The 16272-nt window shown below is 34.5% G+C and carries 18 protein-coding genes; 4 read left to right on the top strand and 14 right to left on the bottom strand.

Annotated features, from left to right (window positions below; all coding sequences use genetic code 11):
• Window positions 1-6 precede the first annotated feature (6 nt).
• Entirely contained in the window at window positions 7-1062 is a 1056-nt protein-coding gene (locus MHH69_RS05150) for a SepM family pheromone-processing serine protease (RefSeq protein ID WP_421930377.1), read from the bottom strand.
• 213 nt (window positions 1063-1275) lie between these two features.
• On the opposite strand from MHH69_RS05150, the gene MHH69_RS05145 reads away from it, so the two are divergent.
• Window positions 1276-2073: a hypothetical protein gene (locus MHH69_RS05145; protein WP_241559234.1), complete on the top strand. Its 798-nt coding sequence runs from the start codon at window positions 1276-1278 to the stop codon at window positions 2071-2073.
• Window positions 2074-2114: 41 nt separating this feature from the next.
• Here the strand turns inward: MHH69_RS05145 and coaD are convergent, their stop codons facing one another.
• Genes coaD through MHH69_RS05130 form a run of 3 tightly spaced genes read right to left on the bottom strand, consistent with a single transcriptional unit; the run spans window position 2115 to window position 4621 of the window.
• Window positions 2115-2603, bottom strand: a complete 489-nt coding sequence (gene coaD / locus MHH69_RS05140) for a pantetheine-phosphate adenylyltransferase (RefSeq protein ID WP_122970256.1) — start codon at window positions 2601-2603, stop codon at window positions 2115-2117.
• 26 nt (window positions 2604-2629) lie between these two features.
• Window positions 2630-3187 carry a 16S rRNA (guanine(966)-N(2))-methyltransferase RsmD gene (rsmD, locus tag MHH69_RS05135; RefSeq protein WP_122970255.1) on the bottom strand — a complete coding sequence of 186 codons (558 nt, stop codon included), beginning with the start codon at window positions 3185-3187 and terminating at the stop codon, window positions 2630-2632.
• A gap of 21 nt (window positions 3188-3208) precedes the next feature.
• A complete protein-coding gene (locus MHH69_RS05130) occupies window positions 3209-4621 on the bottom strand; it encodes an RNA polymerase II (RefSeq protein WP_341361849.1) in 1413 nt (470 codons plus the stop codon).
• 54 nt (window positions 4622-4675) lie between these two features.
• Between MHH69_RS05130 and MHH69_RS05125 the strand changes: the two genes are divergently transcribed.
• Window positions 4676-5065 carry a DUF7147 family protein gene (locus MHH69_RS05125; RefSeq protein WP_122970253.1) on the top strand — a complete coding sequence of 130 codons (390 nt, stop codon included), beginning with the start codon at window positions 4676-4678 and terminating at the stop codon, window positions 5063-5065.
• A gap of 23 nt (window positions 5066-5088) precedes the next feature.
• Here MHH69_RS05125 and MHH69_RS05120 read toward each other — a convergent pair whose 3' ends face one another.
• Window positions 5089-5361 carry a YlbG family protein gene (locus tag MHH69_RS05120; RefSeq protein ID WP_122970252.1) on the bottom strand — a complete coding sequence of 91 codons (273 nt, stop codon included), beginning with the start codon at window positions 5359-5361 and terminating at the stop codon, window positions 5089-5091.
• Window positions 5362-5573: 212 nt separating this feature from the next.
• On the opposite strand from MHH69_RS05120, the gene MHH69_RS05115 reads away from it, so the two are divergent.
• Complete coding sequence (locus tag MHH69_RS05115) at window positions 5574-6506, top strand: glycerophosphodiester phosphodiesterase (RefSeq protein WP_122970251.1); 933 nt, start codon at window positions 5574-5576, stop codon at window positions 6504-6506.
• A 65-nt stretch (window positions 6507-6571) separates the two neighbouring features.
• Here the strand turns inward: MHH69_RS05115 and MHH69_RS05110 are convergent, their stop codons facing one another.
• From MHH69_RS05110 to MHH69_RS05095, 4 genes are all read right to left on the bottom strand, one after another.
• On the bottom strand, window positions 6572-7786 hold the full coding sequence (locus MHH69_RS05110) for an ISL3 family transposase (RefSeq protein ID WP_136292374.1): 1215 nt from the start codon (window positions 7784-7786) through the stop codon (window positions 6572-6574).
• A 166-nt stretch (window positions 7787-7952) separates the two neighbouring features.
• Window positions 7953-8399, bottom strand: coding sequence for a YlbF family regulator (locus tag MHH69_RS05105; protein WP_341361848.1), 447 nt, complete (start codon window positions 8397-8399; stop codon window positions 7953-7955).
• A 161-nt stretch (window positions 8400-8560) separates the two neighbouring features.
• Window positions 8561-10039 carry a UDP-N-acetylmuramoyl-L-alanyl-D-glutamate--2,6-diaminopimelate ligase gene (locus MHH69_RS05100; protein WP_122970250.1) on the bottom strand — a complete coding sequence of 493 codons (1479 nt, stop codon included), beginning with the start codon at window positions 10037-10039 and terminating at the stop codon, window positions 8561-8563.
• Window positions 10040-10160: 121 nt separating this feature from the next.
• Window positions 10161-11225 (bottom strand): CAP domain-containing protein, encoded by a 1065-nt coding sequence (locus tag MHH69_RS05095; protein WP_122970249.1) that lies wholly within the window; start codon window positions 11223-11225, stop codon window positions 10161-10163.
• Between the two features lie 149 nt (window positions 11226-11374).
• On the opposite strand from MHH69_RS05095, the gene MHH69_RS05090 reads away from it, so the two are divergent.
• Window positions 11375-11740 carry a YugN family protein gene (locus MHH69_RS05090; RefSeq protein ID WP_122970248.1) on the top strand — a complete coding sequence of 122 codons (366 nt, stop codon included), beginning with the start codon at window positions 11375-11377 and terminating at the stop codon, window positions 11738-11740.
• Between the two features lie 91 nt (window positions 11741-11831).
• Here MHH69_RS05090 and MHH69_RS05085 read toward each other — a convergent pair whose 3' ends face one another.
• The 5 genes from MHH69_RS05085 to ctaD all read right to left on the bottom strand — a co-directional run bounded on the left by MHH69_RS05085 (window position 11832) and on the right by ctaD (window position 16269).
• Window positions 11832-12293 carry a DUF420 domain-containing protein gene (locus MHH69_RS05085; RefSeq protein ID WP_122970247.1) on the bottom strand — a complete coding sequence of 154 codons (462 nt, stop codon included), beginning with the start codon at window positions 12291-12293 and terminating at the stop codon, window positions 11832-11834.
• Window positions 12294-12343: 50 nt separating this feature from the next.
• The gene (gene ctaG / locus MHH69_RS05080; RefSeq protein ID WP_122970246.1) at window positions 12344-13270 is read right to left on the bottom strand and encodes a cytochrome c oxidase assembly factor CtaG; all 927 of its coding nucleotides are present in this window, start codon (window positions 13268-13270) and stop codon (window positions 12344-12346) included.
• A 140-nt stretch (window positions 13271-13410) separates the two neighbouring features.
• Window positions 13411-13752, bottom strand: coding sequence for a cytochrome C oxidase subunit IV family protein (locus tag MHH69_RS05075; RefSeq protein WP_122970245.1), 342 nt, complete (start codon window positions 13750-13752; stop codon window positions 13411-13413).
• Between the two features lies 1 nt (window position 13753).
• Entirely contained in the window at window positions 13754-14377 is a 624-nt protein-coding gene (locus tag MHH69_RS05070) for a cytochrome (ubi)quinol oxidase subunit III (RefSeq protein ID WP_122970244.1), read from the bottom strand.
• A complete protein-coding gene (ctaD, locus tag MHH69_RS05065; protein ID WP_122970243.1) occupies window positions 14377-16269 on the bottom strand; it encodes a cytochrome c oxidase subunit I in 1893 nt (630 codons plus the stop codon). Before ctaD ends, MHH69_RS05070 begins: the two co-directional genes overlap by 1 nt.
• Window positions 16270-16272 lie beyond the last annotated feature (3 nt).

The raw sequence follows: 16272 nt of genomic DNA, 5'->3' as shown, positions 1-16272 counted from the left end.
ATAATGTCATCCTTTTTTTGGTTTTAGTTGTTCTAAATATTCTAAAGCATCATCAATCGTTTTAACTGGTACAATTTCCATATCTGTACCGATTGTTTTAGCTGTTTCAACAGCAGCTTCATAATTTGATTTTATATCCGGATCGGCATGACGCATTTCATCGGTTATTTCATCATCAGGAGCAAAAAAGATTTCGATTCCGTCTTCATCTGCTGCTACTACTTTCTTCTCAATACCACCTATACGTCCAACAGTGCCATCTTCATTCATTTCACCGGTACCCGCAATATGATAACCTTTTGTTAAATCTTCATCGAGCAGTTGGTTTAATATTTCCAATGTAAACATTAACCCCGCTGAAGGACCACCAATATTTTCAGTATTTACTTTCACATTCGGTTCAGTTTTAATAAGTTTACTTTCAGAATAAGTAATTCCAATCCCGACCCGATTATTTTCTGCACCAGGAATTGGTTTTAATGAAACAGTCCGATCCAATAATTCATCGTTACGATCGATGACAAGATGTACTTTGTCATTTTCTTTCTTCTTACTTAATATATTTGTAAGTTCCTGTGCCTTTTCAATTAACTGACCATCCACTTCAACAATTTCATCACCTGCATGTAATTCACCATCTGCTGCTCCATCTTTTAAAACATTTAATACCGTTACCCCATGATACTCGATCGTATAAGGTAATTTTGCTCTTTGAAAAGCAATATAAAGGGCATTAAATTGAGAATCCGTCATTAACTTAAGCTGCCGAACACTATATTCTTCATCGTCCTCTTCCTCTTGTCGAACTTCTTCTTCTTTGTAAATTTCTTCAAAGTCTTTGAAATAGGCGATCGCATATGTAAGAGGTGTTGCTGGAGCCATTGCTACCGTCATTAAGCTCATTGTTCCTTCATGATTTTTATCTCCGTCTTCCACCGTAACAAATTCACTTACATCATAGGCACTTCCAGGTTTCATAATATAGTAGTCCAGCTTATAGAAGCTGAGAAAAAACACAATGATAAGCGAGATAATTAAATAAACAAGGGATTTATTCAATATGTATGGCACCTCCTGAAGTTACCTTTTATAGACTATTTTATTCAAGTGTCGCATATATTAGTTTAGCATTTGCTTAAATGGAAAACAAAAATTTGAAAAGAGATGATGCTTATTCCACTACTTTATCTATTGATTTGTATATTGTTGATTTGCTTGCTACTACTTTTCCCAGGAATCGCCCATGAAGGTACGGATTTAGGGGTAGAACTTTTTATGGAGGCACTCTTTCCATATCTATTGCCATATTTAATATTAACCCAATGGTTTATACGATTAACACCAACAAAAAGTAAATCTTCTTCTAGATTCAAATTATATTTTAAAACTTATGGTATTAGTGCCCTTGGTGGTTTTCCAACTGGTGCTGCGACTATTACTTATTTGAAAAAAAGCAATCAAATTTCCCTTCGTGAAGCAAACATCCTTTTAAGTATTTGTCATAGTCCAAGCCCATTATTCGTTTTAGGCTTTGTTGGGAACGATTTATTAAATAATACTGCATTTAGCTGGAAATTTTTAATTTTATATCATGCCGTTTCGATCATTATTTTAACCGGAGCTTACTATTACTGTCGTCGAGAAAAGGAAAGCGACTTTACTTCTGCTGTTCCACCTAGTAACCAATTGAATCCTTTTACTAGCAGTATTAAAGATAGTATACCGACTGTATTAGTCGTTGGATCTACCATTATTTTTTTCACGACGATTTACACGGTTGTCATGCATTCTGTTAAAAGCTTTTTCCCAGACATACATAATAATCTGATGCTTCTTATAGCAGCAATGCTAGAGATGACAAACGGTTTAAAAATTGGACAAGAACTATTTTCGAATCAACCAACCTTACTTCTAGTAATTTTAGCAACTTTTTTAACTAGTCAAAGTTTAAGCATTCATATGCAAGTTGCTGTTATTGCAAAAACGGAGAAACTGTCGTTAAAACCATACTTTTTCATGAGACTTTGCTATACCCTTCTTATTCCAACCCTTTTCTACCTACTATTTCTATAAAAAAATCGACAAAATCATCTTTGTGATTTTGTCGATTTTATTTATTGTTGACTATATTTTTCGATTAATGCCTTTTCAATGACTTCAGGAACTAGTCCAGAGACAACTCCACCATAGCGGGCTACTTCTTTCACAATACTTGAACTTAAAAATGAATATTGATTTTTTGTCATAATGAAAAAGGTTTCAATCGATTCATCTAAAAACTTATTCATCGAAGTAATTTGCATCTCATACTCAAAATCTGATATAGCCCGTAAACCACGAACAATGGCCTTCGCATTTTTTGCTCGGGCGTAATCGATTAGTAATCCAGATGAACTTTCAATGCGCACATTCGGAATATCCTTTGTTACCTCTTGAATAAGGTCCATTCTTTCATCAATTGAAAAAAGTGGATTTTTTGATGAATTGTTTAAAACGGCTACATAAATAATATCAAATACATCCGCTGCCCGTTTAATAATATCTAAATGTCCATTCGTAATCGGATCAAAACTACCTGGTACAACTGCAATTTTTTCAGACAATGGTTTCTCCTTCTTCCCTTTATCAATTACATATGAGTAGACCGATAAATTGAAATGATCGTACTACCATATGTTTCTTGACGAGTTAATTGATATGGACCATAATTCGATGGCAAACTTACTTCAACTGCATGTTCACATACGATAATGGCATCTTTTGATAATTTATCATTTTCTATTAATGTACTTAATAAATCGTAATATTCTGTTTTACGGTAAGGGGGATCTAAAAAGATATAATCAATTTGAAGATCCCTTTTTATTAATCCTTTCACAGCACGGGTTGCGTCGGTTTTGTATGTTTCAGAAACCTCTTCATAACGACATTTTTTTATATTGTCCTGCAACGTTTGAAAGGCCCGTCCATCCTTTTCAACGAAAATTGCTTTACTCGCACCTCTACTTAATGTTTCGATGCCTAAGCCTCCACTACCTGCAAATAAGTCTAAAACGATACCACCATCAAAAAACGGTCCAATAATATTGAAAATAGACTCTTTCACTTTATCGGTTGTTGGTCTTGTCGTCGTACCTGTTACAGCCTTTAAAGGCATTCCTTTTCTTTCACCTGCTACAACTCTCATATGATCACCTTGCCTTTATTGTTAATTGCTGTAGCTATTTATCGTAATGGTTGTATCATTCTTAGTAATTTCCACATTGAATAATTTTTTTAACCAGTTTTCTTCAATATAATATGTCCCAGCAATGATTGTGATTGGCTCTGACGTTGTATTATACCGTTGTTCATTATAAACATAAAATCCATAGTTTTGTGGGAATCTGTATCGATTCGATTCATTTTCTACGTAGTATCCATTTTTCCCCACTGAAGTTTTAAAGCCGAGCTTTTTCAGAACAGCATCTGCTGGATAGAACAACATACTATCTTTATACACGATATCCCCATCAAGTATTTTTTCAGAGTTCAAATAAATTTCTCTACTATCAAGAAATAGTAAAGGATAAACCCCATCCATTTTCTCATTCATTGTAAAATATTTTGTATGAAGGTCAAAAATAGATGATAATTCTTTATCTAATATTTCTGAAGAAATTTTTTCACCTTTTAACGATTTTAACTTCTCCACCCAACTTGTTAATTGATCATCTGACATGTTAGTTGTTAAAGTATTAACCATTTCCTTTGCCTTGTCCCCACCGATTGTAGAATCGGTTAAAAATGAAGTAACCACTTCCCGTAACCATCTTGGTTTTTCATTTAATTGATAGTTTTTAGCCACTTGGAATAGAGGAATATTTTCCAAAATTGATTCCAACGAAAAATCTTCTAGAAATAAAATTCTTTCTCCTTGTCCATCCACATTTTTAGCTTGTACAATGGCAATATGTTCATCTGATAATAACTTCGAAGATTTTAATTGCTTCGTAAGATCTGGTGACAAAGGATTAGAAGAATAAAAAGAGAAATGATCAGATAGTTGTTGTACCGTTAAATCACCAACTTGCCAATAGAGCTCATGAACTCCACCAGCACCACTAAACATTGAATAATTAACAAGGGACAAGGATTGTTCTCCGATTAACGGTAACCCAGTTACCCAACTACCTTTTACATCATTATCAGTTGAAATATGTACTGTTGAATATGTAGCCTCACCATTGGAAAGGTTGACAAATATATCTTTTAAAAACTGTTGAGAAGTTAAATCACCTTCCAAAGGAATTATGTATGATAAAGCTTGACTATGTCCTTCTCCCGATTCAAACTTCGTCTTATCTTCGCTTAAACGATTACAACTATTAGCAGAATCCATAAAACAATCAGGGCTTACAGCTAAATTTGGCCATTGAATGTTAATCGTTCCACTTGGTAAATTGTGAAACTGATGACGAATATCTAAGTTTCCGCTCCGGTAGGTGATATCAATTTCTTGAGTATATGAGAAATTACCATCCCCTGACTCGAGCTTGTCGGAATAAACTTGATACTGAAAAAAAAGCATCACACTTATTGAAGCAATAAGCACTCCAAAAAAACTTATTGCATATTTCATGTGCCTAACCCCCTACATCGTGATACTATTGTTATCGGAAAGGATGTGTGAAAGTTGATTCAACAATTTATTGAATTAGGACAAGGTTATGGAGATATTTATGAACTTTGCGAACTCATTAAAACAAACGAAAACAGATTCCATAATGCTTTTATTTTTATTTCAACTAAAGGCGACAAAAAAGTCGCATCAATTGCTGTAGCATTGAAACCTGTTGGGGATAGCAAATTTATGCCTATTTATATTTGTCGTGAAGGGATTCCATATACACCGGAAAACCCTTCTAAAAGACTTGAAATATTTGAAGAAACATTAAGTGAAATAGGAAAAAAAGCTATTCCAATGGAAATTAAGCATTCTTCATTCTACTCTGAAACCGTTTTGTTCTATCAACATTTAATCGGTATTTTAAGAATGAATCATTTCATCCCACCAAAGCAATAAGAATGATCTTGGTTTCCTCGCAATTATAAACCTACTTTATAATCATATTCTTTTGCTTTATCCGGTTTCGCATTTTCAAACTCAGTTTTTAAAAATGGACGAAACGATTCAACAACGTCTTTCACAAATGGAAGACGTTGTATTTTATTCAACGTTGATTGTATCTCATCCCGATTACAATAAATGACGACATATTTTAACTTTCGAGAAATATAATGAACATGTCCATATTTTCTTAAACTTTTTGCATGTTTTAGCTGATGAACATAAACAATTAAACCTTGTCGTTCCTGCATTTCAATTCCCTCATTTCTTACATAAAAGCATACCATAATGTTAATTTTGATAGCAACAGAGTTTAGTGACACGGGAGAAGAATTTCCGTTATAATCATCTTTATAGAGTTAACTTGTTTTTAACTATTCATTCACAAAAATAAAATAGAATGGTATTCATCTGAAATATGAAATTATATAATTGAACTGTTCCATTATGAAGGAGGATCTCAATGGGAAAGAAAACGAAAGTTGCGATTGCAATTGCTGCTGCCAGTGCAGCAGCATGGGCCGGAAGCAAAGCGATATCAAAGCCACAAAAAAGAGAAGATAAGGAAGTTTTACAACATACTCATCCAATCGTTCTTGCACATCGTGGCGGCTCTCACCTAGCCCCTGAACATACAATGATTGCCTTTGAAAAAGCTGTATCTTTAGGTGTCGATGGTTTCGAAATCGATATTCGTTTAACAAAAGATGAGGAAATTGTTGTCTTTCATGATGAAACAGTAGACCGTACAAGTAATGGTGCCGGTTTTGTTAAAGATTTAACAATTGAAGAGTTAAAACAATTAAACTTCGGATATCACTTCGAAGATTTAGAGGGAAACTTCCCTTATCGTGAACAAAAAGTTGAAATCGTAACATTACGGGAATTATTTGAAATTTATCCGAATATGTACATTAATATTGACATTAAAGATGGACCAGATAGTTACGAAGGTAGTTTAATGCCATCAAAATTATGGCGTCTTATTGAGGAATTCGGAGCTGAAAACCGTATTGTTGTGACAAGCTTCTATAGTGAGCAAGTTGATCGTTTTAATTTATATGCCCAAAATCAAGTTGCTTTAGGGGCTGGAGAAAATGATGTAAGAAAAGCGTTTACAGCATTTACTAGTCAATTTGGCCATTTATATCATCCAAAGGTGGATGTTTTTCAAATTCCAACAAAATTTGGTGTCGTCTCTTTAGAGTCATCAAAATTTATTCAATTTCTTGGAAAACTGAATATCCCAGTTCATTTTTGGACGATTAACGATCCTAATACGATGGAACGTTTAATTAAATTAGGGGCAAAAGGAATTGTAACTGATCGACCGGATATCGCCGTACCATTATTACAGCAATTAGAAGAGGAACGAAATAAAGACAAAAAAGAGTAGATGAAGTCAAAAAGACTGGTTCTATGTCAAATGTTGGGGTGAAGTGATATTACACGGCACCCCGATTATCCTAAATGAATCCCAATTTTCTTAGATAAATTATTTAATAAAATTTTCGCTTTAAAGTGTTCATAGCTTCTAAAACCATAAGCATTACGCTTCAAAACTTTTGATTTATTATTAATTCCTTCTAAAAAACCATTTGAATATCCAAAACTTAAACTATTTAAAATTTCAACTTGCCAATTTTTTAGCGTTTGAATGGCCTTTAAAAATGCCGGAATATTTGCTTTTTCTACCTTTCGGTAAAAGGCTTCTAATCTTTTTTTTATTTCTATCAAATCATTTGAAGTTTTTGCCCAATCAAACCATTCGCAGTAAGCTTCTTTTAATTCATAGGCTTGCTTTAGTTCCTTCGACATTCCTATGTAACGATTTAAGTACCAACGATTCGTTTCTGTTAACTTATCAAATCGTTTATATAGTACATGACGCATTTTCTTACATTTCTTTCGATCATATGCATGCCATTCTTTTTGAACATTTCGACGTACTTCATCTAGTGCCCAGTAAATATAACGACAATAATGAAAGCGATCCGCAATAATAATCGGGCGATTTAACGCCTTCCTAACTGCTGCTTTAAAGCTTGGATTCATGTCCATAACCACAATTTCTACATCTGCACCGTATTTCATCAAGTAATCCTTAATGGTTTCTTTTCTACGATTTGGTAAAATATCAATTGGTTCATGTGTTTCCGCATTGGCAATAATTAATTGATAAGTTCCCGCATCGGTATCTGCTTTATATTCATCAATCGCGATACATTTTGGTAAATGAACCCCTTCATTTAATTGTTCCTTTACTACTTCTTTAAAGCGACGAATCACTGTTGAGCTTGATGTACCAAGTACTTCAGCTGCTTCTTTAAATGTTTTTGCCTTTATTGAACGGATTCGTACAACTTGATTCCATTCTTTCGAGAAACGTTGATATTTATCCACGAAAGGGGATTTTTCTGAAAAACGTTTCCCACATTGGCATACATAACGACGACGTTTATAAAAAAGGACGGTTAATCGTTCAAACCATTTTAAATGATTAATTTTTTGAATTCGATAATCATGGACTTTTGATGTTATATTCTTGCATGCTGGACATTGATGTTCTTTTTTTGGTATGGAAACGTGTAGAACAATACGTTCCCCCATCTCCTCCACCTTATGAACAGTTACACCTTTTAATCCTGGAATATTCATGTTAAAATTCATTTGCACGTATCACCTTTCATTGCTTGTTTCTCGACAATTCAAGTATATAGAAATCGGTGATTACGTGCTTTTTTATTTATGAAATTTTTTTAAACCCCAACAAATATTATAGAGCCAAAAGACTTAATCTACTCTTAAAAAAGGGCAACTTTTCGAAGTTACCCTTTTTCCATTATGCTGAGCAAGAACAGTTTCCTCCGCTACCACAACCACTTCCACAGGAAGAATTTGTTGCAAAGAAAGGGTTACTTACAGGTACTTTAACTGCTTCAGAAACAGATTTTCCAATAATTAAACTAATTTCATCCAATAAATCTTGGAAATCGTTCTCTGCTAGTTTTAAACTCGCAACACGTTTATCTAAATCAAGATTTCGTTTTTGTTCGCGAATTTTTTTCATGATTGTATGATAATCAGGATGATATTTACCAAAACGTTGTACATCCTCATATTGTTCTTTCATTCGTGTAAATGCTCGTATTTGCTCTACAAGATCTTCATTACTATAAACATCATGATAAGCATTACGTAACTTTTGAGCTTGTTCTGAAGAGAGGAGCATTGCACTCAATTCATCTGCTTCATCTAAAATGAAGGCCCATTCTGATGTCATTATCACCATTATTTCCTCCAATCTGATATTATCATAGCAGAATTTGAATCATGTTTGTATAACAATGGCTTATAATTATGTTATTAGTATATTTTAACATGTTAATTGCGTTGTATCGAATTGTTTGAATGATTAATAATAGAGAAGAAAGTTGAACGAAAAAATAGTTATTCTACATGATCGGTAAGACGTTTTTCGAGAACAGCCTTGACACATTCGTAATCGGAGAATTGTATTTCTTTAGTACCAATTGTTTGTGTCGTCTCATGCCCTTTCCCAGCAATTAATATTGTATCCCCTTCTTTTGCATTAAGGATAGCTGTTTCAATCGCCTTTGCTCGATCCAATATCATTTCATATTGCTGTTTTGGAGAAAATCCAGCTGCAATTTGTGAATTAATCAGTTCTGGATCCTCACTTCTTGGATTATCAGTCGTTAAATAAATGAAATTCGCATATTTCGAAGCAACTGCGCCCATTTTAATCCGTTTATGTTTATCCCTATCTCCACCACAACTAAAGACAACAATTAAATCTCTCTTTACAGTTTTATTTAACGTTTGCAATACTGCTCGTAAAGCAGCCTCGGTATGGGCATAATCAATATATATATCTAAATTAAAATCATTTGGAATTGCTTCAAGCCTACCTTTTGGTAAAGTAAGCTTTTCAGCTGCTTCGCAAATGTCTGCAATCGGAAATCCGAGTTCACTTACCGATGTAATCGCAGCAATCGTATTTTGCAAATGATGTTCACCAACAAATGGAACGGAAAATACCTTTTGCCCTTTATTACTTTGAAGACAGCAAGTTGATGTTGTTACCCCTTCTGCAAGAAGCTGCAATTGATAATCGACCCGATTTCCTAGACCAAAATAGGCTTTTTTCTTTTTAGCTTGAAGCCCAACTGTACGACAAAACGAATCGTCCCCATTTAAAACAAGTCGTTCAGATAATGTGGAAAGGATTTGTTTTGCTGCTTTATATTTATCATAGGACCCGTGATCTTCAATATGATCCTCTGCTAAGTTTAAGAAAACACCTATATTAATAGCACAATCATCTAGTCGATGCTTTGCAAGTCCCATGGAGGATGCTTCAAGTACAACATATTCCACTCCACGACTTACGGCAATTTTTAAAATTCTGTGTAAATGTTTCGGTTGTAAAGTTGTTAAATGTTCATAATCTAATAGTAACTCTACTCCATTAATATAAATTCCATTCGTTCCAATCACTATTACATTTTTATGTAGTGCGTGTAGTAGTTGACCGATAAAATGACTGACGGTTGTTTTTCCATTTGTTCCTGTAATAGCAATAACTTGCATTGCTTCAGCTGGGAAATGATTTAGTTTAGCAGCACTATACGACATGAATTTTAAAACATTTGGAACCCATATTACTGGAACTGATAGCTTTAATGTATCTAATTGTTTTTCATCTTCAATTACTATACCGACTGCTCCATTTTCAATTGCCGTATCAACATATTTTAGTCCATCCGATTTTCTACCTTTACGAACGATAAATAAATCGCCTTTTTTTACACCTTGTGCATAATCCTCTATTCCAGTTACTTCAACTCGAATTGAGCCACCTTTTACTGTACATGGCCATTCTTTTAAAAGTTCTGCCAGTTGCAAGTTGTCACTCCTTTTCCCTATTTTATGCCTAGGTTTTTATCGTGACACTAAAAAGTGAAAGGCTAAGAAAAGACTGGACACAACGAAAAACCCTTTAGTCCAACTCGACTAAAGGGCGACTTTATTCATCTTCATTTTTTTGAATAAATATTTGTGTATAGTAATTGATAAAAACTCCTGAACCGACGTGGGTATAATCACTACTAAGCATATACTCCCGGTGCGTTCTAGAATTTAGCCAACCATGGGCAGCTTCTATCGAATCAATATAAGCCGTCGCAATATTTTCTTCAGCTTCTTCATAAAGAATCCCTTCTTCCTCTAATCGGTCCTTTAATGACCCATTTGTCGGCGAATCATGGGATAAATAATTTTCTGTATACATATCTTCACTATGTTGCATAGCAACTACTGATACATACACATCATAATTAATAATTGGTATATCGTTGTTCACACGAAAAACGTTTAACAAATCGAAAAGCTGTGCTGCACTGTCTTTATTACTTTCTTCTATTAAATAGGAATTCGGGCTTGGAGGTGATATTAACTCACCTACAAAGGACATTTCATAAGGGCGGTGTAAAACTAAAGTTTGACTATCTAAAAAACGTATACCACTCAATTTTCCACTTTCACTATCGATATATAGTTGAGCAAAAATGTCACCTAATTTAGTTAAGATCCGTGTATTCATATCATCTTCGCTCAATGTAAAGGTATAAATGTTTTCACCAATTGTAGCTGTAATCTCTGACTCCATAATCGTCATTTGGTAAATTTCCGCCAATGATTGACCCATTTTATACGGAGAGACATCTGCTAATTCACCACTACTATAAGCTTGGGTAACCTTATTATCTTTCACTGCAAACATACTAAATTTGTTATAATCCTCGTTATATACCCACCAATCGTAACCATATGGCGAACGGTCATAACGAGATGGCTCTCCAAATAGCTTTAATAATTCATTACTTTGTTTACCGATAAGTGTTGATATTCCTGTTTCAGGACGTGGTAGTGCATCTTGAATTTCTTTCGGCTCGCTATCCGTTTTGGGTATAACTTGTGATGATGAATTGGGTCCTTCTAATGGTTCATAATTATCTTCCATGTTTGAAGAGTAAAAAAAGATAATTGCAAGCAAGGACAGGACGATTAAGATTCGAAAAAGAGTTTTCATGCGTTCTTTATCCTTTATTTTTATTAGTACTATTATATCAATAATATCGTGGTTGACACAATGTTGCCATTGCAACAAAAGATATTTTGCTCTATTATAAAAATTGAGCGTATACTTCATGTACGATTTTGCTAAAGGAGGATTTATTAATGTATTTTGAGAACAAAACACTTGAAAATATAACAGCTGAACAAGAACTTCTTGTAAGTGTTATGGGAAAAAACGGTCTTGAATGTGACGGTGCTTGGGACTACGATCGTATGACTTTCGATAAACGCTTTGATTTAAAAGAAGGTCGCTATTATTTACGCGTATTTTGCAGTGCCATTTCTGGGGATGTTGGTAATCGTAGCGCTGTATTAAAAATTGGTAAACCAGCTCTTGGTAAATACTATTATCCACACGGTGTTGAATACGGTGAAGATGAAGTTTTCCCAAAACATTTAGTAAATGAATGCGAACAAATTTTAGCGAACGTTAAAAAAGATTTTGCAGCATATGGTATCGAAGCTTAATTTCAACATTTAAGGTAAGACACTTTGTCTTACCTTTTTTATATTATTTAAAACAAAAAGGGCAATCAGTTAGATTGCCCTTTCGTTCCCATTAAAATCCTAAGATTGCTTTTATTAAAGATGTCGTTTGTCCACCTTCATAAATAACATATAACAGTAAATAAACTGCTACCCCTGTTATTGCTACGAAAAACCAAATAATACTCGTGATTGGTCCGATTCGACGATGGATCGTTAATTTTGTTTTCAATCCTGTAATTATGCTTACAAGTCCAAATACTGCTCCCACTGTCGCTAAAACAATATGGAAAACTAAAAAGAACGTGTAATAACCTTTTAATTCCTCTGGTCCACCAAAGGAAGTGTTTCCGATAAAAATCGTTCTAGAAGCGTAAATGATAAAGAAGATTGACGCCGCTACGCCAGCAGCTAACATTACTTTTTTATGTGCTTCAATTTTTCTTTTATAAATTAGACCCCATCCAATTGCAACTAAAACGGCACTTATAACAATAAATGAAGTACTAATCGTAGGTAGAATAGGTACACCCATTAAACATTCTCCTATCTTTTAGTAATCTATATTTTCTTTATATAAACAATTTAATTAAAATTGTTGCTCTGTTGCTTTGCTGCTTGAAAATCTCTTAATGCCTTTTCGTTAATATCCTTCTCATCTGCTTTTTCAACTCTCCACCATTCAAAAAATACTTTAAACAATACAATACCAAAAATAATTTCTTGAATGATTTTCATTAAAACCCCACCTAATTGTTGATCAGATAGAGGGCTCATATTATTAAATAGCTCTGGTCCAGACAGTGATAACCCTGCTAATGTTGTAGAAGGAACACAAAGCTCCATCGCTTTTAACCAAGTTTCTCCATCCGTATATGTGGCGTACATTGGATTTGGATTAAAGATGATTAATGCACAGGCAGGAGTAATTAAAACCGCATTGGCGATAATATAACCTAATTTTGATAGATGTTTCATTTTTCGCTGCCCCGGAACATTACCTACTAATGGCCAGTTCATAAAGAAGGCTGCAGCAAATAAAAGGAAAGTAAAAATAACATGATACGTTTCATTCAGCTTAATAACATCAAAAATACCAGGCATATGATACAAAGAAAACATCAATGCAAACACAAAGGCTGCAACAATCGGTTGTGTAAATACTTTAAAAATATTACGTACAACCGGCGCTTCAATCATGACTTTCCAAACCCACCATGGAACACCTTTGATCAAGAACATTGGAACTAATAAAAGTAGAAAAGCCATTTGAACCATATGATATGTAAACATAATATGTGACATTAAATCAATGGGCGAGCCTTTTAGTACATATAATAAAATCATTGCTAATATAAAGTATACTGCTTCATTTCTCTTTAAGGGCTCACTTACTTTAAACGATTTTCTCCAAGTAGTTGTTAATAAAAAATAGAGAACGGTTAACAATACGATAAACCCAATTAAATAAGGACTCCATAATGCTTGAAATCCAAATATACTTAACGGCATAAATCATGCGCTCCTTTAAACTTCAGTAGTTCTATTATAGAACGCTTACATCATAACATCAATGAACGAACTATGACAATTAACTATATTTGCGGTAAAAAAAAGCACTTCTAGATTGCCTAGAAGCGCTTTTTTCAATCTTACCACCAAATGATCGTTAAGAAAGTTAAGAAGAATGTAAATGCAATTACAGCTCCAAACCATACGAATGTTTGGATAACACCGATATGGTGTCCTTTCTTATCATCCATATGCATGAAAGAATATAGTTGTAATACAACTTGTACTGCAGCTAGTAGTAGAATAAAAGGCTTAATGAAATAAGCGGAAAAATCAGCAACTACTACAGTAAATGCTAGAAATGTTAAGAAAATCATAATCGCAAAATTGATTACTTGCTTACGCATGTGCACGGCGTTATGATGACGCTCATACTCAAACTGTGCTTTTGTTTTAGCTTGAACTTGTGTATCGTGTCCCATATTATCCTAACACCCCCATCAAGTAAACAACAGTAAAGATAAATACCCAAACTACATCAATAAAGTGCCAGAAAATAGAAGCGGCATAGTATTTTGGAGCGTTGTATAAGTTTAGTCCACGTCTTGCGTTACGAACTAGTAAGCAAATGATCCAAACTAAACCGATAACAACGTGCAATCCGTGAGTCCCTACTAATGTAAAGAATGCTGAAGAGAACGCGGATTGAGTATAACCAAAACCAATGTGTACATAGTGATAGAACTCATAAATTTCAAGGGCAAGGAATCCAAGACCTAAAAGAACTGTAATTGTCATCCATAATTGAACGCCTTTGAAGTTATAGTTTTTCATATGATACATTGCATAAACGGATGTTAATGATGATGTTAAAAGTAACATTGTCATAACAAATGCTAACGGTAATTCAAAAAGTTCTGCAGCTGAAAATTCCATACCAGCAGGACCTTTGTCTTTTAAAGAAAGGTAAGTAGCAAATACACTGGCAAAAAGCGTAATATCACTACAAATAAAAATCCAAATTCCTACGAATTTATTTTTAGCTTCCGGAGTAGCTTGTTCCGGTTTATCTGGCCAAGTTTGTGGGGTGAATTTAGTTTCTTCCATTATTTGTTACCCCCTTTTCCATAAAGTTGCTCTTCAGTAGCAACAATTTCCTCAACATGTACATGGAAACCAAGATCATCTTTCATTGAGCGAACAATCATAGCTCCAACTGTAATCGCTAAACCAATAATAATAACTGGAATAGACCATGCTTCACCATCTGGGTGATATAGTGCACCGAAGGCAGCAACGAATAAACCAATTGACATAACTAAAGGTAAAATTGAGTTATTTGGCATATGGATTTCACCAAGTGGTTCAGCATATGTCATACCTTCTTCATTACCTTCATGTTTTTCTAACCAATAAGGGTCGTATCCACGTACTAGTGGAGTTTGTTTAAAGTTATAGAACGGTACTGGTGTTTTAAGAGCCCACTCAAGTGAACGTCCATCGCCCCAGTAATCACGACAATTTAATGGTTTAGATTTTGCAGAAATAATGATATTAAATACTAAAATTAGAACACCAATGGCCATCATAATCGCACCGATTGATGAAATAAAGTTAAATAAATCCCATCCTTGGTCTGCCTGGTAAGTGAATACACGACGAGGCATACCCATTAAACCTAAGAAATGCTGAATGAAGAATGTTAAATGGAATCCGATAAAGAAGAACCAGAAAGTCCATTTCCCTAATGTTTCATTTAAAGCACGGTTAAACATAATTGGCCAATAGAAATGCATTGAACCAAAGATTGCTAATACGATACCACCAACGATTACGTAGTGGAAGTGAGCTACGATAAAGTAAGAATCATGTAATTGATAGTCAAGTGGTGCAGTTGCCTGCATAACACCTGTAACACCACCAGCTACGAATGATGGAATAAATCCAAGGGCATATAGCATTGGAACTGTTACTTTAATCGAACCGCCCCAAATTGTTAAGATCCAGTTGAATACTTTCATCCCTGTTGGAACGGCAATCGCCATTGTTGAAACGGCAAAAATAGCGTTTGCAGTTGGCCCAAGTCCAGTTGTAAACATGTGGTGAGCCCAAACCATGAATCCTAAGAAACCGATTAAAATTGTAGCGAATACCATTGAAGAGTATCCGAATAAACGTTTACGAGCAAATACCGGAATAATCTCAGAGAATAAACCGAATGCAGGTAAAACTAAGATATATACTTCAGGGTGACCAAAAATCCAGAATAAATGCTCCCAAATAATTGTATTACCACCCATTACATGGTCGAAGAAATTAGCTCCGAACATGCGGTCAACTAACATAAAGAATAAAGCCACTGTTAGTGGAGGGAATGCGAATAAAATTAATGCACTTGTAATTAAAGTAGTCCAAGTAAATAATGGCATACGCATAAATGTCATACCTGGTGCACGCATCGTAATGATCGTAACGATGAAGTTAATACCTGAAATCAATGTACCAGCACCAGAAATTTGTAAACCTAATACATAAAAGTCAATACCATGACCAGGTGAATATAAAGATAATGATGCATAAGAAGTCCATCCAGCATCAGGTGCTCCACCTAAAAAGAATGATAGGTGTAAAAAGATTGCACCTAGGAAGAATAACCAAAATCCTAAAGAGTTTAGGAATGGGAATGCAACGTCACGTGCACCAATTTGTAAAGGTACAACGGCGTTCATAAAGCCAAATAGTAATGGTGTTGCTGCTAAAAATAGCATCGTCGTACCATGCATTGTTAATAATTCATTGAATGTACCGGCTGAAACAAAATCATTATTTGGTAACATTAACTGAATACGCATTAAAAGCGCTTCTAAACCTGCGATTGCGAAAAACAAAGTCCCGGCTAATAAATACATAACGCCTAGTTTTTTATGATCGACAGTTGTTAAGTAGTCCCATAATGTTGCTCCAAAGCCCTTTTTCTTTGCAACTGCAACAGAGCTCACAAC

The organism is Ureibacillus sp. FSL E2-3493 (assembly GCF_038077515.1).
In the GTDB taxonomy this organism is placed as follows: domain Bacteria; phylum Bacillota; class Bacilli; order Bacillales_A; family Planococcaceae; genus Ureibacillus; species Ureibacillus halotolerans.
The sequence above is the reverse complement of the archived record's forward strand: the minus strand, read 5'-3'. Positions and strand labels throughout refer to the sequence as shown.